Raw genomic sequence first — 20914 nt, 5'->3', positions numbered from 1 at the left:
CCCGGTGGTTTCGCTGGGGTTTCTGCTGGCGCTGTACAACCAGCTCCAGCGCCCGGGCCGGGCGGCCCTGGTTGAGGCCCGGCTCAGAGCTCTGGGCGAGGATCCGGATCAATCGAGCTCGAGGGCATAGGTGACAACGGTGCTGGTCTGTTTGAAGCCCAAGTGCTCGTAAAGGGCCTGGGCGGCTTTTTCGTGGTCGTGGGCGCGCACCTGCAGGGTCTCGATGTGCGGATTGGCAAAGGCCCATTCGGCGGCTGCGCCCAGCAGGGCCCGTCCGAGCCCCTTGCCCCGGGCCTCCGGCACCACCCCGATATAGGCGATCTCGGCCCGGGCATCGTCGAGCTCGAGCTCGGCCATACCCACAGGTTCTCCGGTGGCGTCGGTGTAGGCCATGAACAGCTCGACCTCCGAACCAATAAAGTGCTGCCGCAGCTCCTCATCGGTCCAGTGCAGCCGCAGGCTCCAACCATCCTCGGCGCGGCTGTACAGGTCGCGGTAGACCTGGGGGTCACAGGGCTCGGCCCGCTCGATTTTGTAGCCGACCGGAACGGGATAGGCCAGATCGGTGCGTTGGATGCAGTAGAAGTAGGTGGTGTGCTCGGCGGAAAATCCCACCTGTTCCAGCAGGGCTCGAGCCTGGCGGTTGCAGGCCTCGGGAAAGGCGTAGAGGGTCGAAAAACCTTCCTGACGAGCTTTTTTGACCAGATGCTCCAGCAGTGCCCTGCCGTCGCCCCCGCGGATGATGGGCCCTTCCAGGGCCGCCCCTTCCCAGAAGGGAACCAGGGCACCGTACCCCTGCACCCGGCCGGCCTCAAGCCAGACCCAGGCTTTTTCGTCCTCACCGGCCAGCACCTCCCACCACAAGCCTTCGGGGGTGCGGGCCTCGGGGGCCAGCGAACGGCGCTCGGGCGCCTCGTCCATCCAGCAGAGCAACTCGGCGAGCTGCGATAGATGGGATTGTGCCACGGGCCGGTTCATAGAACCTTCCTTTGCGAGCAGCGTGGGGGCCGCTGCCTGAAAACCTCCTTCGAATACCCGTATTGTACAACGCCGGCCTCTGCTAGAATCAGGGGAAACACAATGAAGAACCATACGACCTTTGTCATCAATCCAGCGGCAGGGCGGGGGCGGGTGGGCCGGATGTTGCGGCAGCTCGAGGCCGCTATTGTCCGGCACGCCCAGTCCTCCGATGCAGAAATCGTGGTTACGCAGGCCCCGGGCCATGCAACCCAGATCGCCCAGCGCGCCGCGCCCGGCAGCCGGGTGGTTGCGGTGGGAGGGGATGGCACCGTGCACGAGGTGCTGCGCGGCATCGCCGGATCGGACAAGGCCATTGGGGTGGTGCCCATTGGCAGCGGCAACGATTTTGCCCGCATGGTGGGGCTACACAAACTGCCCCTCGAGGCGGCCCTGCGCACGGCCCTGTATGGCGCGGTTCGCAGCGTGGATCTGGGGGTGGTCAATCACCGGCCTTTCGGAGCCAGCCTGGGTATCGGCTTCGACGCGGCGGTGGCCCGAAAAGCGCTTTCCGCGCCCACCTTTTTGCGAGGAATGCCCCGTTACCTGTACTCGATTTTTGCCGTGCTGAGGGAACTCGAGCTCCCCAACCTCGAGCTCATCCAGGGCAACCAGGTTCTCTACCAGGGGCCCAGCCTGCTGGTGGCGCTCATGAACGGCTCGACCTACGGCGGGGGTATACCCATCGTACCGGATGCGCTGCCCACCGATGGACTGATTTCAGCAGCGGTGGCCGGCTCTTTCAGCCGCCTGGGGGTGGTGGGGATTCTACCCCAGTTGCTGATGGGCAAGCACGTGCACCACCCCCGGCTGCACTTCTTTCATGGCACCGAGTTCGTGGTTCGCTTCGACCGACCGGTTCCGGCCCACTCCGACGGGGAATTGCTCGAGCCCAGCCACGAGTACCGGGTGCAGATGATTCCGGGCGGACTCCGGGTGGTTCAGTCTGGGGCGTAATCTGCACGGGCTTGTTAACGGCCGTTTTGGTGACGAATAACCATACGCCCCCGCACACCCCTTGGTACATTAGAATTGCGGCTTCTCAGAGCCCCCAAAGAAAGGATTGGAATTGGTGAACGAGGTTAGCTGGAAACTATTCGCACCGCTCTCAATCGAAGGGGCCACGCTTCTGATTGAGCACCAGGATTTGCCCTCCGGTATGGCCATTCGCCTGGGGGGGGCGGGGGGCGTGGTGCTCAAACCCCAGGAAGCCCAGGAGCTTTTGCTCAACCTGCTCACCGGGGAGTCCTGGGTGAGCAGCCGTTTGGTCTGGGCTGCGCCCCGCCTGCACATTGGGCAAAAGGGCTACAACTTAAACGAACGTGCCAAGCTGGCCTTAATTGAAGCCCTTCAGTCGCTGCTGGTGGAGTCCCAGGGGGTGGCCGTCAACCCCATGCCCAAGGAAACCTGGCAGCGCTCGCTGCTCGAGATCACCCAGCAGCGATTTGCCAGCGTAGAGGAGGCCCTGCCCAAGCTGGGTGATATGCTGATCTCGCTGGGCTTTAAGGGTATCTGCCTGTGGTTGCGCGATGGGAATGAGCGAACCCTCAAACCGGCGGGGCAGTACCCCGAAGCCGCTCCGCCCGAAGAGCTGCAGCCCGAGCGCCACCCGGTTTATTTTCAGGTGCTCGAGCGCAACCTGCTGATCGCAGCCGACGATGCTCGGCAGGATGCTCGCATGAACGAGCTGCGCGACATCCTGATCGGGCGTGGTCTGGGGGCGGTTTTGCAGGCGGTCTTGCATGGGGAAGGGGGGGTGCGGGGGGTGATGTGGATCGAAAGCCTTCAGCCCCGCAAGTGGAGCAATGCCGACGAGACCCTGGCCCTGGCTGTAACCCAGGTGCTCGAGCGTATTCTGCGCCCCCTTAAAGACGAGGTCAAAATCCAGATCCCCGAGCGCAAATCGCTGGCGGTTAAGCGCAGCGAGTTCGAGCTCAATCTGGCCCAGGCCCTCTTGATGGCCCAGCGGTATGAGCGTTCACTGGCCTTGATGCGCATCCGGATCGACGGCATGAACAAAGCCCAGACCGAACGGGCGGCCCGGGAGATTGCCTACACCCTACGCCAGAGCGACTCGCTGGCCTACCTGGGGGAGCAGGGTTTTGCCTTGCTGCTTTCCGAGGTGCGTTGGACGGCTGGGGCCAGCCGGGTGGCGCACCGCCTGCTGGGCCGTCTACGGGCCGCGCTATCGGGCCTAAAAGTGGGCATTGGCATTGCCATGTACCCACAAGACGCCACCACCGTGGAGGGGCTCTGGAATCAGGCTGAGCAGGCCTGCCAGCTGGCCGTTGAGGCCGGGGGGGGCATTCGGCTGCTGACCCCTGGGGTCACCGAATTGCAAGAAGCCATTTCGCAAGACGGCCTAACCCTACACTTTCAGCCGGTGTTCAACCTGAGCGACCTCGAGCTGGTGGCGGTGGAAGCGCTGGCCCGCTGGCCCAGACCCAAAGGCCTACACCAGGCTGGGGAGTTTTTACCCCTGGCCGAGCAGGTGGGCTTGATGAGCATGCAAGACCGCTGGGCGCTGGAGAAGGTGCTTGAGCAGGCCGCCTTGTGGAGGCCTTCCGGGGTGAACGCCCGCTTCAGCATCAACGTCTCCACCGAGACCCTCATTGATCCAAACTTCCCCAGTCTGCTGCAAGAGATGCTCTCGGCCAAGCGCCTCCCAGCCGATGCCCTTATTGTGGAGTTGCGCGAGGAGGCCATTCTGAGTGACCTCGAGACCACCAGCCGTGGCCTTGAGATCCTCAAGCACCTGGGTGTTCTCATCGCCCTCGATAACTTTGGCTCCAACCCCCTCCCGCTCACCCAGCTCAAGCACCTGCCCATCGACTGGATCAAGCTCAACCCGGTGCTATCGGTTTCGGAAAACGCCATGCTGGCTAAAGCGGTCATCGATATGGTGCACGCCATAGGCGCCAAGGCGGTGGCCAAAGGTTTGGAGGAACAGTCCCAGCTTACCCGCATGAAAGAACTGGGGGCCGACTACGGTCAGGGTCACATCCTGGGCTGGCCGGTTCCCGCAGAAGATCTGGGGGCGTTGCTGGTCTGGGGCATTAGCTCCTAAAGCCTGTTACCATTGACCCATGACCGAAGGCGCGGTGCTGTTGCTACGGCTATTGCTGTGGTTGCTCCCCGGTGCGCTGGCCTTCCTGTCGGTGCGCAGCCTGCTGGCCGGGCGCACCCGTGTGGGCCTGGGGTTGCTGGTGGGTGCGGTGCTGGCGGCGCTCCTGATCAAGCCCATCCCGGTAAGCCTGGCCTTTGTGCTAATTGGCGCACTGGCGGCCCTGGGGGGTGGGCGCAACCCCCGTTACGCCCGCGAGCTGCGCGAGCGGCTGGAGGAGTGGCGAAAATAAAAACACGGGGCGGCGAGCCCCGTGTCTGGATTGGCGGGCGCGGCAGGATTCGAACCCACGACCTACTGATCCGTAGTCAGTCGCTCTATCCAACTGAGCTACGCGCCCCTGTGCACCGGTGAACACCACCAAATGCGTCCTGTAGGTTAACATAGGCGCTGCAAGCTGTCAACAAGGCCAGGGGAAGTGTGCTTTAACTCCTAAAGTCATGGGGTACACTGGTGTAGGAGCCTCGAGGCTCCTTTGATATGGGTAAGCGTGTACTGGCGGCCATGAGCGGGGGGGTGGACTCCTCCGTGAGCGCCGCTTTGCTTAAACAGCAGGGCTACGAGGTCATCGGGGCCATGATGCGCTTCTGGCCCGACAACAAAAAGGACGACTGCTTCGAGACCTGCTGCTCGCCTGACGCAGCCTACGAGGCCCGGCGGGTCGCCGATATTATCGGTATTCCTTTTTACCTGCTCGACTACCGCGAGGAGTTTCAGGAAAAGATCATTGACCCATTTATTGCAGGCTACCAGCAAGGGGAGACCCCCAACCCTTGCGTGAACTGCAACACCCGGGTCAAGTTTGACTCGCTTTTAAAGAAGGCCCGGATGCTGGGCTGTGATTATGTGGCAACCGGGCACTACGTCATAAACCGCGATGGGGGGCTGTACCGGGGCGACCCCAAGAAAGACCAGACCTACTTTTTGTGGGGCACGCCCAAGGAGGCCATTCCCCATATGCTCTTTCCGGTGGGCCACCTGGAAAAGCCCCAGGTGCGGGCCCTGGCCGAGCAGTTTGGTCTGCCCACCGCCAAAAAGCCCGAGAGCCAGAACATCTGTTTTGTGCAGGGCGACCTGAAGGACTTCCTGGCCCAGCACCTCTCGGCCCGTCCGGGGCCGCTGATTGACCTCGAGACCGGCCAGCAGATTGGCGAACACAACGGGGCGCAGTTCTACACGGTGGGCCAGAAAAAGGGCCTGGGCCTGTGGAAGAGCCACCTCGAGCGCTACGTGGTGCAGGTGAACACCACCACCAACGAGGTGATCGTGGGGCCCAGGGAGGCCTGTATGTGGGGGGGCCTCGAGATTCGTGAGGTCAACCTGCTGGTTGAGGCGCAGGACTTACCCGAGCGCCTCGAGGTGCAGGTGCGCTACCGCACCAGGCCGGTGCCGGCCCGGGTGGAGGCCATGGAAGCTGGGCGGATGGTCATCCGGCTCGCGGAGCCCCAGTTCGCCGTGACTCCAGGCCAGTCGGCGGTCCTCTACCAGGGGGAGCGGCTCTTGGGCGGGGGTTTTATCACCCGGGCCCTCTACAATCAGTTCCAGCCTCGAGCCCTCACGGCCAGCTAGAGACCTTGACACACCCTTTTCCCAATCTCCTGGGTTCGGCAGCAACCTACCTTAAAGGCCCACCGCTTTAGCGGCCTCTGGGCTTAGAGACACCCCCTCCTGTAGCGCTTTTTGCTCGAGGCGCCACTCGCGTTCGCCTGGCAGTAGAACCCGATCGACGTTTTCGGCGGGAGGCAGCGCGCGAACCCTGCGAATGTACGCGTCGACCTGCTTTCTAAACTGTTCGGCGTCGCCAAAAACACCCGGGTTCAGGGCCATAAAAAAATGGCCCAGGCCCTGGGGCCGTTCGGGCTCGGTGTAGAGCGGGGCGATCTCGGGGCCAATCAGAGCGCCCACGAGTGGGCCGCACAGCACATCAATGAGCAGGCTGATGGCCGATCCCTTGGGCCCCCCAAAAGGCAGCAGGGCGCCGGCCAGGGCCCGGTCGGGGTCGTCGGTGGGCCGCCCCTCCGCATCGAGGGCCCAGTTGAGGGGGATGGTTTTCCCGCTGGACTTGGCCAGCAAAATTTTGCCGTGGGCGGCCTCGCTGGTGGCCATGTCCAGGGCGATGGGGGGTTCCTCCATGGCCGGGATGCCCACAGCCAGGGGGTTGGTGCCCAGAAAGCGGCTGCGGGCGCCCCAGGGGGCCACCAGCGCATCGGCGTTGGAGAGTGCCACGCCGACCAGCCCCTTTTCCACTGCGCTGCGCACGAAGTACCAGGCCAGGCCAAAGTGGCTCGAGCGCCGCACCCCCACAGCGGCCAGGCCCACCTTCTGGGCTTTTTCAATGGCCAGCTCCATCGCTTTCAAGCCGGAGGGGATGCCGTGACCATCCTGGGCATCCAGCAGGGCCAGGGCTGGATAATCCGCCAGCAGCACGGGCCGGGCCTGGGGTTTTACCGAACCCAGTCGGGCGCGCTCGAGGTAGATGGGCAGTCGGATCAGGCCGTGCGAGGCAACCCCCCGCATCTCGGCCAGCACCAGGGATTCTGCGATGGGTAGAGCATTCTCCAGCGTAAAGCCCCGGTTTATTAGAATCTGCTCCACCCGCTCGCGCAGTTGTTGCACAGGAATGCCTTGCATTACCAGGGTTCTCCTGTGGTGAAGCCACCGTCCACGTACAGCACGTGCCCGTTAACGTATTCGGAGGCTGGAGAGGCCAGGAACACAACCGCACCAGCCAGGTCTCGAGGCTGTCCGGCCCGCCTTACGGCGACGCGCTGTTCCAGGCGCTCGACCCAGAGGGCATCTTGAAAAAGTGCATCGGTCATATGGGTGTGGAAGAAGCCGGGGGCAATTGCGTTGACCCGGATGCCCCACGCCCCCCATTCCTGGGCCAGGGTGTAGGTGAGGGTAACCAGCCCGCCCTTGCTGGCGGCATAGGCGGCCCTGCGGGGTAGCCCACGTCCGCTCATTACCGAGCCGATGTTGATAATGCGGCCATACCCCTGGGCGCGCATGGGCTCGGCCACCGCCTGGGCCATGAAGAAACTGCCGCTCAGGTTGACCTCGAGCACCCGCTGCCATTCGGCAGGGCTTAGCTCGAGGGAGGGCTTAATCACATGGGTGCCCGCGGCGTTAACCAGGATGTCCACCCGCCCGAGCTCGTGCAAAACCTGCTTCACCGCACCCTGAGCCTCCTGGGCAGAGGTGACATCGGCCACCACGGGCAGCGCCCCGAGCTCGCGGGCGCAGCAGCGCAGGCTCTCTTGGTTGCGGCCTAAAAGGGCGACCTGGGCACCGGCTTCCCTTAGGGCTCGAGCCATCTCCAGGCCCAACCCCCCGGTACCGCCGGTCACCAGAGCCACCCGTTGGTTGAGTTCAAACAGTTCTTTCATGTTGCTTCCTCAGTCCATAAGCGCCCCACCGTTGATATCCAGTGTGGCTCCGGTGATAAAACCTGCTTCTTCGGAGACTAAAAAGGCCACGGCCGCCGCGACCTCCTGGGGTTTGCCCAGCCTTCCCAGCGGAATTCCGGATAGCACCCGCTGGCGGGTTTCTTCGCTCCACTGGGCGCTCATCTCGGTTTCGATGGCGTGGGGGGCCACGGCATTGGCGGTAATGCCGTAGGGGGCCAGCTCCCGGGCCAGGGTTTTGGTGAGGTTGACCACCCCCGCCTTGGAGGAGCCATAGCCCGGTGCGGAGGTGATGTCCCCCGTTTTGGCCGCGATCGAAACGATGTTTACGATGCGCCCCCAGCCCCCTTTGATCATGTACGGCGCGGCGTGCTTGGCGCAGTTGAAAGCGCCCTTGAGGTTTACGGCAATAACCCTATCCCAGTCATCCTCGCTGACGCTGAGCAGATTGCCACGGCGGATGATGCCGGCGTTGTTAACCAGGATATCCAGCCGCCCGTGCTGGGCCTGGGCCTGGGCCATAAAGGCTTCCACCTCGAGGTAGTTAGAAACATCCAGGCGGCCTGCGCTGCCGCCAATGGCCTGGGCGGTTTGTTGGGCGGCCTCGAGGTTCAGGTCGGCCACAATTACGTGGTGGCCCATGGCTGCGAGCCTTTCGGCGATGGCCTTCCCGATGCCTCTGGCGGCTCCGGTGACAAGGGCGATTCTACGCGACATACCTCACCTGTGAAAAAGCAAGTTGGGTAACGTGGTCACCAAGGGGGGAAACAAGAGGGCGACGAGGATGGTCGCCAGTACTGCAACCAGCAGCGGCCAGCCCTCGCGCAGGTACTCGGCAACCGAACAGCGCATAATCGAGCAGACGGCGTACATCGAAAGACCCACGGGCGGGGTTAGCAGGCCGATGGCACAGGTTAGGGCCATCAGCACCCCAAAGTGCACCAGATCGACCCCCAGGGCCTTCATGGCCGGCACCAGTATGGGGGTGGTCAAAATAATCATCACGGTGGAGTCCAGCACGGTTCCCAGCACCAGCAGGGCCAGTAATACCGCCAGAACGACCAGGGTGGTCTCGAGCTGCAGCCCCGCCAGAAACTGCCCCAGCTTTTGGGGCCACATCTCCCACTTCATGGCATAGCCGATCAAGGCCGAGCAGGCGATCAGGAAGGAGACCATGCCAATATCGGCCACCGATTGCTTCAGGGCGCGTACCAGGCCGGCTTTTCCCAGCTCCCTGTAGACCACGCTGCCCAGTATGAGCGCATAAACGCAGGCAGCCGCGCCCACCTCCGACGGCACGAAAACCCCGCCCCGCAGTGTGATGAGCAGAATCAGGGGGAAGATCAGCGCCCAAAAGCTGGCCAGAAAAGCCGAGGCAATCTCGCGCGTGGGGGCTGGGCTGGCCCGTTCGCGGGGGTACCGGCGTTTTTTGGCTAGAAAAGCCACCACCAGCATAAATACCAAAGCCAACAAAAGCCCTATGCCGATCCCGCCGGCAAACAGGCGGCCAATGGAAACCTGCCCAATGCTGCCGTACAAGATAAGGGCTATGCTGGGGGGAATCATTACGGCTAAAAGGCCGGTAAACCCCTGCAACGCGGCAATAAAGCCAGGTGTGTAGCCTCTTTTTTGCATCTCGGGCCCCAGCACCCGGGCCTGCATGCTGGCGTCGGCGATGGCCGACCCCGAGACCCCTCCCATCAAGGTGCTGGCCAGCACGCTGACCTGCCCCAGGCCGCCGGCCAGGTGGCCGGTGAGCAGGGTGGCGAACTGCACCAGTCGTCGGGTGACCCCGGCTTCGTTCATCAGATTGCCGGCCAGGATGAAGGTGGGGATGGCCAGGAGGGCGAAATTCTGGGTTTCCGAGAGCGCGAGTTGAACCGGCATAACCGGCTGCAGGCCGGGCGTGAGAAGGAAAAAAACGAAGCCCGCAATGCCAATAGCAAACACCACCGGCATGCCAAGCAGCAACAGCCCAAGGAAAATAAGAAGCGACACGATCACGCTGGATTCTCCTTGAGAAGCTGCCTAATTTTGCCTACGGTTGTCGCCAGTAAAAGCAGGCTGCCAACCGGTACGCTCAGGGTGACCCAGGCGTAGCTGAGTTCTGGGATGCCCTGGAAGGTGCGAAAGCGGGTGGCATAGGCCATCTCGCTACCGTAGACCAGCAGCGCCGACAAGAACAAAGCGATCAGGCACAGGTTGAACAGTTTGATGGCCCGCTGCCAGGGTTTGGAGAGCCGCTGCACAAAAATTTCCACGCTCACATGCCGATCCTGGCGGAAGGCCACATCGGCCCCTAAAAAAACCGCCCAGGCAAAACAAAAGGTCGCCAGGTCGATACTCCATCCGAGGGGCTGGCCCAGAAAGCGGCTGATGCCGCTGAGGAAGACCATCGAGGTGGCGATGGTCAGGAAGACCAGGGCCAGCGATTCTTCGAGTCGATGTACTGTGCTCACAACAGCCCCCAAAGCTTACCCGGGCCGCTGCCGGCCCGGGCGATTGGCTTTACCGCAAGCCCATCTCCTCGTAGAGTCTGCGGCGGGCATCCAGCAGGCCCAGGCGCTCGTAGGCGGCCTGGCCGGCCTGCCGGAAGGCCTCGAGGTTGGTATTGGTTACGATGGTCATACCCCTGCGCTGCACCTCCCGCTGGGCTTTAGCGGTCTGCACCTGGATGTCCAGGGTGACGCCCCGGCCAGCGCTCTCGCATTCTTCTACCAGGATTTGCTGATAGTTTTTGGGCAGGCGCTGGAACCAGGCTTCCCCCACCACCTGGAAGTTGACCAGCAGGATGTGCTGCGTCTCGTTCACATAACGCAGCACCTCGTTCAGGCTCATGTCCAGGATGTTCTGGTAGACCAGCTCCACGCCGTCGATGGCCCGCTGTTGTAGCCCACTGTAAATCTCACCAAAGGCCAGGGCAACCGGGGTGGCCCCCAGGGCCCGCACCGATTCCTGCCAGATGGGGGCGGGAGGGGTGCGGATGCGCAGGCCCCTTAGATCCTGTGGGGTTCGGATGGGTCGGTTGGTCATAAAGTGCCGCGCCCCCTGCACCCAGTTCATACAGAGCACCCGGATGCCGTACTGCGAGGCGAGCTGATCGATCCAGCGCTGAACCGACGGGGTCTTGCTAAGGCGTTCTACCTGGGCAGGATCCTGTAAAAAGTAGGGGGCGTTGATCACCGCCATTTCCCGGATGTAGTTGCCCATCCGCGCAGCATCGGTGTTCTGTCCGACCGGAATGCCCCGCCGGAGCTGCTCGATGATGTCTTCTTCAACCCCTAGCTGGGCGCTGTGGAAAACCAAAATCTGCAGATCGCCTTTGGTGCGGGCCGCCACCCGCTGGGCCCACTTTTGAAACGCGGCGTGGAACGGATGGGTGGGGGCCAGAACGTGGTTGTAGCGAAGGGTGTAGGTGGGGTTGCTTCCCTGGGCCAGACCGCCTGTGACCAGTAACACGAGGAAAAACCAAGCCAGCTTCTTCATGGTGCCTCCTTTGCTTGCAAGAACCAGCTCGAGCCGTAGATGACCGGGTAGTCAAGCCATGCCGACTTCCTGTTTGATGTAGTTAGGTAAACGATAACCTAAATATAAAAAACTTGTCAATACAGAAAAGTAAAAATATATTGAGTTAGCGTTTATGAGACGTCGCGCCCGAACCACCCTTGTGGATGTTGCCCGGCTGGCAGGGGTTTCTGCCGTTACAGTCTCGAAGGTTTTGAACGGCAAAGGGCACATTTCCCCGGAGACCCAGGAAAAGGTGCAGCGGGCGGCGGCCTTGCTGGGGTATGTGGCCAACACCGCGGCGCGCCGGCTCAGGGGGGGGGCCACCCGCATCTTGGGAATGGTGGTGCCAGAGCTGGTCAGCCCCTACTTTGCAGAACTGGCTCGAGCCGCCGCCGATGCGGCGGGCCGGTGCGGCTACGACCTGGGCTTGTTCACCACATCTCGAGACCCACAGCGGGAGCGTGAGCGCATTCAGAGTTTGCTGGGTGGTATGGCCGACGGGTTGTTGCTGGTGGTGCCGGTTGGCGCTGGTGAATTTCTAAGTACGCTCGAGCAAAGCCAGGTGCCCATTGTGCTGATCAACTACTTTGGCGGAGCCACCCACCTTCCGGTGGTGCGGGGTGAGAACTACGAGGGCACCGTGGCGCTCCTGCACCACCTGCTTGCGCTGGGCCACCGGCGGATTGGCTTTATTGGTGGGGCGGAGCACTCAGGGCAGGCGAAGGAGCGCTACCGAGCCTACCGGGAGGTGATGCGGGCGGCGGGTCTATGGGATGAGGCCCTGGTACAGCCGGGCGACTTTACCCGAAGAAAGGGCCTGGAGGGGGCTCGAGCGCTGCTTGGGCTGCCCTCACCGCCCACGGCCATTTTTGCCGGTAGCGACCTGATGGCCTTTGGGGTGATGGAAGCTGCACAGGAGCGCGGGTTGCAGGTACCGGCGGATCTTTCCATTGCCGGTTTCGACGATAGCCCGCTGGCCAGCCTGATCCCACCAGGGCTTACCACGGTGGCCCATCCGATTGGCGATATCGCCGAGGCCTCGGTGCGCTTGTTGCTCGAGGCCATCGAGGGCAACCCGGTGCGAGACCAACTGCTGGAATTTCCCAGCCGGCTGGTGGTGCGGGGATCGACCGCCCCACCCAAAACCCCCCTACCTTGAGTCTGGTATGCTTGTGGCAGCGGGTATGAGTGGGTAAAGTCCGGGAATTGCGTTGTTCACGCTTCCCATAATCGTTCAGCTTACCCGACCGCTGCGCTGGGTATCCGTGGAAGCTAAGCTAAAATGACGGTTCCGCTTCTGACCCTGCTTGCCAGCTTGGCTGTGTTGCTGGGGGCAGCCCGCTTACTCACCCAGTCATCGGAGCGCATAGGCCTCGCCCTGGGGCTGTCCAGCTTTATGGTGGGCGTGGTCATCGTGGGGGTGGGCACCTCACTGCCCGAGCTGGTGACCGGGCTTTTTTCGGTGCACCAGGGGGTTTCGGAGATTGTGGGCGGCAATGTGCTGGGGGCCAACGTATCCAACCTGCTGCTCATTTTGGGGGTGAGCGCGGTGTTTTCGGTGCTGCGCCCGGTGTATCTGGGCGAGGCGTATATCGCCATTGACCTGCACTTTCTGGTGGGCTCGGCGTTTGTGCTGGGGGTGGTGATGTTCGACGGGCAGGTGGGCCGGGTGGAGGGCCTGTGCCTGCTGGCGGTGTATGGGGTGTATGTGGTTTATCTTCTCAGGGAAGGCAGCAGTAAAGCGACCGGGCAGGCTCGAGCCCCCCTGGCCCTGCGCGACCTCCTGATTGTGGGACTGGGCGCGGTGGGTGTCTACGTTGGGGCCGACTGGACGGTGCGCAGTCTGCAAGGACTGGCAGCCAGCCTGGGTGTGCCAAATGCCATCGTGGCGGTTACGCTGCTGGCTTTGGGCACAACCCTGCCCGAGCTGGTGGTGAGCCTCACCGCCGCGCGCCAGGGGAAGGCTTCCATGGCGGTGGGCAACATCCTGGGCTCGTGCGTTTTCAATGCGCTGGTGGTGGTGGGGGTCAGCGCGATCTACGGCACCGTCAAAGCGACGCCCGAACTAACCGGATTCGCCCTGCCCTTTGCGGTGGGGGCTTCGCTTTTGTTCTATTTGCTGGTGCAGGATCGGCGCATCTCGAGTTGGGAGGGGATGCTGTTTTTGGTGATGTACGGGTTGTTTGTGCTCGAGGTCAGCGGCCTGGCTTGAGGCGTGTGCACGCGTGTAGTAGAGGTCTTTATGCCCTTTCCAGGGCGTTGAAGATGAGCGAGTTTACATCGCCATCGTGGCGGAATCCCATTGCTTCGGCCACGCTGGCATCAAGGCTGGGAAAGCGGCCAAACCGGCTCTCAATGGCCTCATCGGGCTGATAGCGGATCAGGTGGCGCCGGTTGGAGCCATAGCACGCTGCCAGCCCATCCACCACCTCTTGCAGGCTGGCCCGCAATGCAGGTAGCAGGGTGACCCGCGGATAGACCGCTTGGCTGGGCAAAGTGGCTGCGTGAATCAGGTTTATTGCGCAGCAGTGAGCCGACATCCACCACATGGTGGCCTGGGGGGAAACCGGTGCGGTGCAGGGCTGGCCTGCTTTGAGGCGGTGCATGACCTCGCTCATAAAGGCTGAGACCAGCCCCGAAGGCTCGGCTGGGCGGGCCACGATGCCCGGCAGGCGCAGGGCCCGGCCATCGAGCTCGCCCCGCCGCGAATAGTCCAGCAGGAGATACTCTCCGAGGAGCTTCTGGGTACCGTAGCTGCTGCTGGGGTTGGGAGGGGTCTGGGCATCCACCCGCTCCGGTAGGGGCGAGCCGTACACGGCGATGCTGCTGGCAAAGACCACCACCGGTGCTCTGGGCTGCTTACGCAGGGCTTCGAAGAGGGCCAGGGTGCCCTTCAGGTTAACCTCCAGGCCCAGCTCGAGGGCCTGCTCGGCCAGGCCGCCAGGGATGCTGGCTAGGTGAAACACCACCCCCACTGGCTTGGCTAAGGCTGCCTCGAGCACCTGTGGCTGGAAGAAGTCGCCCTCTAGGGTCTGGATCCGAGGATCTGTATGGGCGATGTTGAACTTTCGGTCAAGCAGGAGGAGCTGGGTGGGCTCGAGGGAATTGTTGGTCAGCAGCAGGCGTACCAGCCAGCGCCCCACAAAGCCGTTGGCTCCGGTAACTAGAACTCTCATGCTCCGCTCCCATCGGAGATCAGGGTGCCCCCATCCACCACCAGGGTCTGGCCGGTTACGAAGGCTCCGGCTCGGCTCACCAGAAAAGCCACGGCCCCGGCAACATCCTCGGGCTCGCCCACCCGGCGTAGAGGGGTATGGGCGATCCGGCGCTCCATGAAGGTCGGGTTTTCTAATAAGCGTCGGGCAAACGCAGTGCGAATTAGCCCCGGTGCCACCGCGTTGGCCCGCACCCCCTGGGGGCCATACTGCACAGCCAGATCACGCACCAGTTGGGCCAATCCGGCTTTAGAAATAGCATACAAACCTATCTCCTGGTTGCCTCGCAAACCCGATAAGCTGGTGATAAACACCAGGCTACCCCCGCGGCCCAGCATCTGGGGGATCACCAGACCAGCTAACCAGAGGTTGCTTTGCAAGTTAATCCGCATGGTAGTTGCCCAGTCGGCCTCGGAAGCGCTCAGCACGGGGCCGAAATGCGGAGCCACCCCTGCGGCGGCCACCAGGGCATCAATCCGTCCGAAGCGTTCCAGGGTCTGCTCCACCAGCCGCTCAATCTGTGGTTTTTCCCCCACGTCACAAGGAAGACCCCAGGCTGCCATCCCGCGCGCGCGCAACTCGGCCTCGGCAGCGGCGCAGGCTTTGGGGTCTTCGCTCGAGAGCACTACCTGAGCTCCCAGCTCGGCCAACAGTCGGGCGCTGGCCAGCCCGATGCCCCGGCTGCCGCCGGTCACCAGCGCCACCGTGCCGCTCAGGTCGAACAGGGGGTGCATCAACGCCTCCAGTGGATCATGGGCTGGCCCGGCACCGGGCTGCGAAAGTAGGGAATACGGTTGCCGCGTAGGCTGCCCAGATAGACCGTGCGCAGATCCGGCCCCCCGAAGGTCAGGCTGGCCATCCAGGGGCAGAGGGTGCCGTGGTTGGCGGCCATGATCTCTGGGGTGAGGGTTCCGGCCCGGAAGTGTTGCTCGTAGACGGTGTTGGCAACAGGGTTGCTGTCGTCGAGCAGCTCGAGCACCTCACCCTCGGGGGTGATGGCGATCAGCTTGTCCAGGAAAATCAGCGTGATCCAGAGGTTGCCAAACGCATCGAAGGCGAAGCCGTCGGGGTGACCCTCGAGTTCGCTGGGCCCGTAAATCTCGCGCTCGTACAGCTCGCCGTTGCGATGGCGCAGGCGGGTGATGCGGCGGGCAGTGCTCTCCACCACATAAAGCCACTCTTCACGCGCATCGAAGCGAATCTCGTTGGTGCCACAAAAACCCTCAGCCACAATGCGGATGCCTTTCTGGTCTATCAACCCAATGTAGCCATCGCTAACCTTGCTGTTGACCTGCTTGGTCCAGGGCTCCTCACGGGTTGTCACGCTAAACCAGATACGCCCCTTAGAGTCGCGTAAAGGGAAGTTGACCTTGCCCAGCGGCCGGCCCTCGATTTCGGTATAAAGGGTACGCAGGTGGCCTGCGCGGGTCATGCGCTCCAGGGCGTTGGTGCCCCAGTTGGCGATGATAAAGTCGCCGTTCTCGGCAAAGCAAAGCCCGTTGGGCAACGAACCTTTGGCCTCCACATAGCGCGCTTCAAAGGAGGCATCCAGGGCCTTTTCCTGGGTCAGCGGGGTGATGATCTGCTGGCTTCCGTCGGGGGCAATCCGCACCACGCCCCCCCGGGCATCGGCCACCCACAGGGTGCCGTCGGGTTCGGCCAGGATGCACTCAGGGCGCTGCAGGTCGTGGCCGATAAAACCGATCTGGGTGCGTTCGACCCGAAAGCCATGAAGGGGATTCCTGCTCATATTGGTTGGGCAGCTAGCTGCACGGAGGCCATGGTCACCCCCACGGGGTCGGCTTTAGGGTCGTGGGTGCGTTCCCAGATGCAAAGTTGACGTGACATCTCGACCATCTGGCGTACCCGGTCAAAACGCCGGTGGTTGTACGCCTGCAGGGCTGCTTCCAGGCTGGTCTGGCGGCGCAGCTCTTCGGTGAGCACCACTGCATCCTCGATGGCCATAGCGGCTCCCTGGGCGATGTGGGCAGTCATGGCGTGGGCGGCATCACCTATCAGCACCACCCGGCCCTGGTTCCAGGGAGCGGGAACCAAAATCGTTTCGAAGGGACGCAGAACCACCTTGCTGGGGTCGGTAATTTGTGCGCGTAGCTGGGCCAGCAAAGGGATATGGCGGTAGCCGTCCAGGCGCTTTTGCATCTCCTGGGCCAGGGCTGCTTCCGGGAAGCGCGGAGGAGAGCCGGGTGCGGCGTCGGTGATGAACATGTACATCAGGTTGGGGCCCAGCGGCACGATGCCCACCTTGGGATCTCCCATCCACATCCAGATATTGTCCACCTCCGCTGGGCGGGGCAGGTTGTAGCGCCAGACCACCTGACCCTCGTACTGGGGCTCGGGTGCGCCGGGGAAAGCCAATCGGCGTACCCTGGAGCGCAGGCCGTCGGCCCCTACCACCAGGTCGTACTCGCCGTGGCTGCCGTCGGTGAAGCTAACCTTGACCGAATGAGGGGTGGGCTCGAGGTGCGCTACCGTAAGCCCCAGGCGCACCCTGGCCCCAGCAGCCTGCGCCGCTTTCTGTAGAATACTGTGCAGCTTTGGCCGAGCAATGCCGTTCTGAGGAGGAAAATCCGGCCCCGCAATCTGCGGCTGGGGAAGGGTGGCGATTGGCTCGCCATCCGGCCGCCACATTACCAGCGAGGACATGGGGAACCCCTCCGCGATGGCTTCTTTGGCTAAGCCCAGAGCAGCCAGGGCCCGCAGCGCGTTGGCTAACTGAATGATGCCCACCCCGTAGACATCCCACTTGGGGTTGAGCTCGACGATCTCGGCCTTGATGCCGCTATTCTTGAGACCCACGGCGGTGCATAAGCCTGCGATGCCGCCCCCTACAATCAGTATCTTTTCTACGCTTGGCATGGTTCCCCCCAACCTAGACCCTGACCCCCCTTCCGAAGGCCGCAGGGCTCAGGGTCTCTAACTGACAACGATTGCGCTGGGTGCCCAGCCCGTCGATGCTGCCCTCGAGCACATCCCCTTCCCGCAAGAAGCGGTTGTAGTGCATCCCATTGCCTGCGGGCGAGCCGGTGCAGATCAGATCGCCGGGCCAGAGCTGCACATACGCCGAGATGTACTCGATCAGATGGGCCACCCCAAAGATCATGTCGGCAGTGGACTCATGCTGCATCACCTGGCCGTTGAGCTTGAGGGTGACGGTGAGGCTTTGTGGATCGGGGACGAAAGCGGCTGGGGTCAGGTAGGGGCCCACCGGCAAAAACCCTGGGGCGCTTTTTGAGATGAGCCAGTCCATGCCCATCTCGGGGATATCGGGCCGGTAGACCAGTTCGCGGGCGGTAATGTCGTTGACCACCACATAGCCGGCCACGTACTCGAGAGCAGCGGCGCGCGGTACGCGGCGGGCTGGTCGGCCCATAATGACCCCTAGTTCCAGCTCCCAGTCGGCCTGCTGGATCTCTGGGGGCAGCGTGATGGGGTCGAAGGGGCCAATGATGCTGGAGGGCAGCTTGGTGAAGACGAAGGGTTTGCCTCGCTGGGCCCGCTCGTCCATGCGCTGTACGCCCCAAACCCGCCGTTCCTCTGGGGTTTTGCCCTCGAGGTGGGGCCCTCCCTGGGCCACAATCAAGTCCACCACATGCTTTTTGTAGTTGGCACCGGAGCAGAAGATCTGCCGGGGTAGCACCGGGGGTAACACCTGGAGCTGCGACTCTGCGATGAAGGGCAGGCCGGTTGCCTGTCCGTTGCGGATGGCCTCTACTGCTGCGGCCAAGGCGGCAAAGTTGCGCGGCCAGTCTTCCAGCAAGCCCAGCACCTGCTCGGGCTGACGCAGCTCATACCCCAGCCGGGCGCACAGCGGGGCCAGGGCCGCAGCAGCGATCACCTGCCCTTCGATCACCACCCCTGCAAAGGCAGGGCCGCCCCCGGCGCTAAAGGTTCCCAGATGAAAAGGCTTCATGCACTGCCTCCTTCAAACCTGAATGGTGGGGGTCTTGGGGCTGGGTAGCCAGCCCTGGGCAGGTCGCTGACCCAGACGGTTGCGCAGCACCCCGATGCCTTCGACCTCGAGTTCGATCAAGTCACCGGGCTGAGGGTACTTTTGCAACTCCATCCCGCAGCCGAAACCCACCGTGCCCGAGCCCAACAGGGCGCCCGCCGGTAAGGGCTCACCGGCCGAGGCCCAGGCCACCAACTCTTCCAGCGACCACAACATGCTGCCGCTGTTGCCGCTCGACCAGACCTCGCCGTTGACCCGTGCGCTCATCTGTAATCCTCCGGCGGGCAGTTCGTCCAGGGTTACGATCACCGGCCCCACCGCATTGCAGAAGTGCTTGCCTTTGGAGGGGCCCAGCCGACCCTGCATCTCGCGGAGCTGGATGTCGCGGGCGCTGAAGTCGTTGAGGATGGTCAGGCCTAGGATGTGCTCCCGGGCCCGTTCGGGCTGGATGTCCCGTCCTCCACGGGCAATGACGATACCCAGCTCGAGCTCGTAGTCCATGCGCTCCTGGGCATAAAAGGGCCAGGGCACCTCCTCATCGGGGCCGATGAATGACAGCGCGTTGCCCATATAACCGATGGGGATCTCGTAGAGCACCGGACTCACCCCGTGGTTATTCAGGCGGGCGGCGTTGGTGAAGTGCACCTCAAAGGAAAGAAAGTCACGGTAGAGACTGGGGTCAATGGGAGCGACGAACTGGCCTCCTTCCGCTGCCAGGGTTTCCCCGCTGGTATCGGCGGCAGCCTGGGCCAGGGCCTCCAGGAAGGCCTCGCCGTTCTCGAGGGCCCGGCTCAGGCTGCCGGGAACCAGGGTGCAGGCCAGTTGCAGGGCAGCACCGGCGGTGGCCCCCCGTCGCTCGAAGGCCCGGCGGGCTGTGGTGCGCACGTCCACCCAACGGCCCGGATGGCCCAGGGCCTCGACCACAATGCGAACCTCGGGGCCATCTGGACTGGGGTAGCGAAGTCGGGCAATTTTCATGCGATCTCCTTTGCAAACAAACGTGGGACAAGGGCTCGAGCGTTCTCAAACTCCACCTGGTGGCGCCGGTCGCCCAGATAGGTCAGACCAGGGGCCGGGTCGTGGCCGGGGGGTAGCAGGGCGTAGGGCCAGTCCGTGCCAAAAACCACCTGTCTGCAGTCGGCTACCTCGAGGGTGGCGGCCAGGGCCGGGGCGTGGTTAGAAAGGCCGGTGTCGTAGTATAGCCGGCGCAGATAGGCCAGCGGCCCCTCGGGCACCTGCCCCGTGAGCTTGAGCCCTGGGGCCCGCTCGACCAGGGAGGCCAGCCGGTGGGCTAAAAAGGGAACAGCCCCCCCCAGATGGGCAAACTGGAAGCGGATCCGGGGGTAGCGATGGAAGACACCCGAGTAGAGCAGGTGGGTGATGGCCCGGGTGGTTTCGAAGGGAAACTCCAGTACCCAGACCGGGGTTTGCGCTAACGGGTTGGTATAAGGGGGAAGGGTGGGGTGCACAAAAACGTAAGCCCCCCGCCGATCGAGTTCAGCCATTAGGGGTTCCCACCGGGGATCGCCCAGGTAAAGGCCAGCGGTCTGGGTGAAAAGCGCCACCCCGTCCAGCCGGAGCACATCCAGGGCATGGGCCAGCTCGGCAAGGGCAGCCTCCACATCGGGCAGTGGTAGGGCAGCCAGCGCGGCATACCGCTTTGGGTGCTCCCGTACCAAAGCAGCGTAGAACTCGTTGACCTGGTGGGCCAGCTCGTTGGCCTGGGCCTGATCACCCAGAAATACCCCCGGCGGGGGCAGCGAAACCACTGTGGCTGCAATTTGGTACTGCGCCATCATCTCGAGCTGCGCCTCCACTGTCCAGGGGGGCACAGGGGCCGGGCCAAGAGCCTGAGCCACCTGGGTGCTGTAGGCAGGCGGCTCGAGGTGTCCATGGAGATCCAGTCGAGGCATGTTCACTCCAAGATGGCTACTACCCGGGCTGGGGCGGCGCTGGCTCCCACGATGCGCAAGGGAAAGCAACAAAGCTTGAAGCCGGTCTGAGGCAGGGCTCCCAGGTTGCACAGTCGTTCGATCTGCGCGTAGGGCAGATCGGCCTGATGGGCGGCCCAGAAAATGCCGGGACGCTGCTGCTCCAGGGCTTCCTGGGCCTGCAGGTACAGCGGGCGATCCCAGCCCCAGGCGTCAATTCCCATCACCCGCACCCCCTGCTCAAAGAGCCAGCGGGTGGCCTCCACCGTCACCCCCGGCCCCCGTTTCCAGTAGTCGGGCTGGCCGTAGAAGGCATCCCGTCCGGTGCGGATAAGTACAATGTCCAGCGGTCTCAGAGAGTGGCCGATGCGCGCCAGTTCGGACTGAACCTCTTCAAGCCGCACTGCGTCGCCGTCGGCCTTGTGGCGGAACTCCAGCACCACCCCTGGCGCAAAGCACCACTCCAGGGGAAGCTCGTCGATCCGCTGGGCAGGCCGCCCGCCAATCTGGGAGTTGTAGTGGTAGGGGGCGTCGAGGTGGGTGGAGCTGTGGGTGCCGAGCTGGGCGATGGTTTCCACCGCCCAGGCTTCGCCGTTACGCAGCAGCTCGGGGCCAATTCCAAAAAGCCGCTTCACCTCCTCTAACCCCTGGGTATGATCGGAGAACTCGATACGGATACGCTGAAACTCCGGAACCTCGGGGTGGCTGTTTTGGATCGGGGCCGATAGGTCAATGAAGCGTGCCAC

22 protein-coding genes and 1 tRNA gene are annotated in these 20914 nt (G+C 63.2%); 7 read left to right on the top strand and 16 right to left on the bottom strand.

Features of this window, described 5'->3' with window-relative positions; all coding sequences use genetic code 11:
• The first annotated feature begins 4 nt into the window (after positions 1-4).
• Complete coding sequence (locus tag MRUB_RS16245; RefSeq protein ID WP_280109455.1) at positions 5-130, top strand: hypothetical protein; 126 nt, start codon at positions 5-7, stop codon at positions 128-130.
• On the opposite strand, the gene MRUB_RS12920 is transcribed toward MRUB_RS16245, so the two are convergent.
• Positions 109-978: a GNAT family N-acetyltransferase gene (locus tag MRUB_RS12920; RefSeq protein WP_013014816.1), complete on the bottom strand. Its 870-nt coding sequence runs from the start codon at positions 976-978 to the stop codon at positions 109-111. The two genes, MRUB_RS16245 and MRUB_RS12920, sit on opposite strands and share 22 nt — an antisense overlap.
• Before the next feature lie 102 nt (positions 979-1080).
• Between MRUB_RS12920 and MRUB_RS12915 the strand changes: the two genes are divergently transcribed.
• From MRUB_RS12915 to MRUB_RS12905, 3 genes are all read left to right on the top strand, one after another.
• Complete coding sequence (locus tag MRUB_RS12915) at positions 1081-1974, top strand: diacylglycerol/lipid kinase family protein (RefSeq protein ID WP_013014815.1); 894 nt, start codon at positions 1081-1083, stop codon at positions 1972-1974.
• 115 nt (positions 1975-2089) lie between these two features.
• The gene (locus MRUB_RS12910; RefSeq protein ID WP_013014814.1) at positions 2090-4084 is read left to right on the top strand and encodes a GGDEF domain-containing phosphodiesterase; all 1995 of its coding nucleotides are present in this window, start codon (positions 2090-2092) and stop codon (positions 4082-4084) included.
• 19 nt (positions 4085-4103) lie between these two features.
• Entirely contained in the window at positions 4104-4373 is a 270-nt protein-coding gene (locus MRUB_RS12905) for a hypothetical protein (RefSeq protein WP_013014813.1), read from the top strand.
• A 31-nt stretch (positions 4374-4404) separates the two neighbouring features.
• Here the strand turns inward: MRUB_RS12905 and MRUB_RS12900 are convergent.
• Positions 4405-4481, bottom strand: a tRNA-Arg gene (locus MRUB_RS12900).
• A gap of 140 nt (positions 4482-4621) precedes the next feature.
• Here MRUB_RS12900 and mnmA point away from each other — a divergent pair.
• Positions 4622-5710: a tRNA 2-thiouridine(34) synthase MnmA gene (mnmA, locus tag MRUB_RS12895; protein WP_013014812.1), complete on the top strand. Its 1089-nt coding sequence runs from the start codon at positions 4622-4624 to the stop codon at positions 5708-5710.
• A gap of 51 nt (positions 5711-5761) precedes the next feature.
• Here the strand turns inward: mnmA and MRUB_RS12890 are convergent, their stop codons facing one another.
• From MRUB_RS12890 to MRUB_RS12865, 6 genes are read right to left on the bottom strand one after another with little or no spacing between them, the layout of a single operon-like run.
• Positions 5762-6772 carry an Ldh family oxidoreductase gene (locus tag MRUB_RS12890; RefSeq protein ID WP_013014811.1) on the bottom strand — a complete coding sequence of 337 codons (1011 nt, stop codon included), beginning with the start codon at positions 6770-6772 and terminating at the stop codon, positions 5762-5764.
• Positions 6772-7527, bottom strand: a complete 756-nt coding sequence (locus tag MRUB_RS12885) for an SDR family NAD(P)-dependent oxidoreductase (protein ID WP_013014810.1) — start codon at positions 7525-7527, stop codon at positions 6772-6774. Before MRUB_RS12885 ends, MRUB_RS12890 begins: the two co-directional genes overlap by 1 nt.
• A 9-nt stretch (positions 7528-7536) precedes the next feature.
• Positions 7537-8262, bottom strand: a complete 726-nt coding sequence (locus tag MRUB_RS12880; RefSeq protein ID WP_013014809.1) for an SDR family NAD(P)-dependent oxidoreductase — start codon at positions 8260-8262, stop codon at positions 7537-7539.
• Between the two features lie 3 nt (positions 8263-8265).
• Positions 8266-9549 carry a TRAP transporter large permease gene (locus MRUB_RS12875; protein WP_013014808.1) on the bottom strand — a complete coding sequence of 428 codons (1284 nt, stop codon included), beginning with the start codon at positions 9547-9549 and terminating at the stop codon, positions 8266-8268.
• Positions 9546-10004 carry a TRAP transporter small permease gene (locus MRUB_RS12870; RefSeq protein ID WP_013014807.1) on the bottom strand — a complete coding sequence of 153 codons (459 nt, stop codon included), beginning with the start codon at positions 10002-10004 and terminating at the stop codon, positions 9546-9548. Before MRUB_RS12870 ends, MRUB_RS12875 begins: the two co-directional genes overlap by 4 nt.
• A 49-nt stretch (positions 10005-10053) precedes the next feature.
• The gene (locus MRUB_RS12865; RefSeq protein ID WP_013014806.1) at positions 10054-11031 is read right to left on the bottom strand and encodes a C4-dicarboxylate TRAP transporter substrate-binding protein; all 978 of its coding nucleotides are present in this window, start codon (positions 11029-11031) and stop codon (positions 10054-10056) included.
• Positions 11032-11185: 154 nt separating this feature from the next.
• On the opposite strand from MRUB_RS12865, the gene MRUB_RS12860 reads away from it, so the two are divergent.
• Complete coding sequence (locus MRUB_RS12860) at positions 11186-12211, top strand: LacI family DNA-binding transcriptional regulator (RefSeq protein WP_013014805.1); 1026 nt, start codon at positions 11186-11188, stop codon at positions 12209-12211.
• A gap of 123 nt (positions 12212-12334) precedes the next feature.
• Positions 12335-13264, top strand: coding sequence for a sodium:calcium antiporter (locus tag MRUB_RS12855; protein WP_013014804.1), 930 nt, complete (start codon positions 12335-12337; stop codon positions 13262-13264).
• A 28-nt stretch (positions 13265-13292) separates the two neighbouring features.
• Here the strand turns inward: MRUB_RS12855 and MRUB_RS12850 are convergent, their stop codons facing one another.
• Genes MRUB_RS12850 through MRUB_RS12815 form a run of 8 tightly spaced genes read right to left on the bottom strand, consistent with a single transcriptional unit; the run spans position 13293 to position 20914 of the window.
• Complete coding sequence (locus MRUB_RS12850) at positions 13293-14228, bottom strand: NAD-dependent epimerase/dehydratase family protein (protein ID WP_013014803.1); 936 nt, start codon at positions 14226-14228, stop codon at positions 13293-13295.
• Positions 14225-15001 carry an SDR family NAD(P)-dependent oxidoreductase gene (locus MRUB_RS12845; RefSeq protein ID WP_013014802.1) on the bottom strand — a complete coding sequence of 259 codons (777 nt, stop codon included), beginning with the start codon at positions 14999-15001 and terminating at the stop codon, positions 14225-14227. The genes MRUB_RS12850 and MRUB_RS12845 overlap by 4 nt, the downstream gene beginning before the upstream one ends.
• On the bottom strand, positions 15001-16017 hold the full coding sequence (locus MRUB_RS12840) for an SMP-30/gluconolactonase/LRE family protein (RefSeq protein WP_013014801.1): 1017 nt from the start codon (positions 16015-16017) through the stop codon (positions 15001-15003). Before MRUB_RS12840 ends, MRUB_RS12845 begins: the two co-directional genes overlap by 1 nt.
• Positions 16014-17144: an FAD-dependent oxidoreductase gene (locus MRUB_RS12835; RefSeq protein WP_013014800.1), complete on the bottom strand. Its 1131-nt coding sequence runs from the start codon at positions 17142-17144 to the stop codon at positions 16014-16016. The genes MRUB_RS12840 and MRUB_RS12835 overlap by 4 nt, the downstream gene beginning before the upstream one ends.
• Before the next feature lie 13 nt (positions 17145-17157).
• On the bottom strand, positions 17158-18198 hold the full coding sequence (locus MRUB_RS12830; RefSeq protein ID WP_013014799.1) for a fumarylacetoacetate hydrolase family protein: 1041 nt from the start codon (positions 18196-18198) through the stop codon (positions 17158-17160).
• 12 nt (positions 18199-18210) lie between these two features.
• Positions 18211-19215 carry a fumarylacetoacetate hydrolase family protein gene (locus tag MRUB_RS12825; RefSeq protein ID WP_013014798.1) on the bottom strand — a complete coding sequence of 335 codons (1005 nt, stop codon included), beginning with the start codon at positions 19213-19215 and terminating at the stop codon, positions 18211-18213.
• Positions 19212-20150: an amidohydrolase family protein gene (locus tag MRUB_RS12820; RefSeq protein ID WP_013014797.1), complete on the bottom strand. Its 939-nt coding sequence runs from the start codon at positions 20148-20150 to the stop codon at positions 19212-19214. Before MRUB_RS12820 ends, MRUB_RS12825 begins: the two co-directional genes overlap by 4 nt.
• A 2-nt stretch (positions 20151-20152) precedes the next feature.
• On the bottom strand, positions 20153-20914 hold the full coding sequence (locus tag MRUB_RS12815) for a cyclase family protein (RefSeq protein ID WP_013014796.1): 762 nt from the start codon (positions 20912-20914) through the stop codon (positions 20153-20155).

The organism is Meiothermus ruber DSM 1279 (genome assembly GCF_000024425.1).
Classification (GTDB): Bacteria; Deinococcota; Deinococci; order Deinococcales; family Thermaceae; genus Meiothermus; species Meiothermus ruber.
This window is presented reverse-complemented; position numbering and strand designations above follow the sequence as displayed.

What these genes read in the sequence shown, in the direction of transcription:
- MRUB_RS12920 (WP_013014816.1), bottom strand. Translation starts at nt 978, where the DNA reads ATGAACCGGCCCGTGGCACAATCCCATCTATCGCAGCTCGCCGAGTTG.
- MRUB_RS12915 (WP_013014815.1), top strand. Translation starts at nt 1,081, where the DNA reads ATGAAGAACCATACGACCTTTGTCATCAATCCAGCGGCAGGGCGGGGG.
- MRUB_RS12905 (WP_013014813.1), top strand. Translation starts at nt 4,104, where the DNA reads ATGACCGAAGGCGCGGTGCTGTTGCTACGGCTATTGCTGTGGTTGCTC.
- mnmA (WP_013014812.1), top strand. Translation starts at nt 4,622, where the DNA reads ATGGGTAAGCGTGTACTGGCGGCCATGAGCGGGGGGGTGGACTCCTCC.
- MRUB_RS12890 (WP_013014811.1), bottom strand. Translation starts at nt 6,772, where the DNA reads ATGCAAGGCATTCCTGTGCAACAACTGCGCGAGCGGGTGGAGCAGATT.
- MRUB_RS12885 (WP_013014810.1), bottom strand. Translation starts at nt 7,527, where the DNA reads ATGAAAGAACTGTTTGAACTCAACCAACGGGTGGCTCTGGTGACCGGC.
- MRUB_RS12880 (WP_013014809.1), bottom strand. Translation starts at nt 8,262, where the DNA reads ATGTCGCGTAGAATCGCCCTTGTCACCGGAGCCGCCAGAGGCATCGGG.
- MRUB_RS12865 (WP_013014806.1), bottom strand. Translation starts at nt 11,031, where the DNA reads ATGAAGAAGCTGGCTTGGTTTTTCCTCGTGTTACTGGTCACAGGCGGT.
- MRUB_RS12860 (WP_013014805.1), top strand. Translation starts at nt 11,186, where the DNA reads ATGAGACGTCGCGCCCGAACCACCCTTGTGGATGTTGCCCGGCTGGCA.
- MRUB_RS12855 (WP_013014804.1), top strand. Translation starts at nt 12,335, where the DNA reads ATGACGGTTCCGCTTCTGACCCTGCTTGCCAGCTTGGCTGTGTTGCTG.
- MRUB_RS12850 (WP_013014803.1), bottom strand. Translation starts at nt 14,228, where the DNA reads ATGAGAGTTCTAGTTACCGGAGCCAACGGCTTTGTGGGGCGCTGGCTG.
- MRUB_RS12845 (WP_013014802.1), bottom strand. Translation starts at nt 15,001, where the DNA reads ATGCACCCCCTGTTCGACCTGAGCGGCACGGTGGCGCTGGTGACCGGC.
- MRUB_RS12840 (WP_013014801.1), bottom strand. Translation starts at nt 16,017, where the DNA reads ATGAGCAGGAATCCCCTTCATGGCTTTCGGGTCGAACGCACCCAGATC.
- MRUB_RS12835 (WP_013014800.1), bottom strand. Translation starts at nt 17,144, where the DNA reads ATGCCAAGCGTAGAAAAGATACTGATTGTAGGGGGCGGCATCGCAGGC.
- MRUB_RS12830 (WP_013014799.1), bottom strand. Translation starts at nt 18,198, where the DNA reads ATGAAGCCTTTTCATCTGGGAACCTTTAGCGCCGGGGGCGGCCCTGCC.
- MRUB_RS12825 (WP_013014798.1), bottom strand. Translation starts at nt 19,215, where the DNA reads ATGAAAATTGCCCGACTTCGCTACCCCAGTCCAGATGGCCCCGAGGTT.
- MRUB_RS12820 (WP_013014797.1), bottom strand. Translation starts at nt 20,150, where the DNA reads ATGCCTCGACTGGATCTCCATGGACACCTCGAGCCGCCTGCCTACAGC.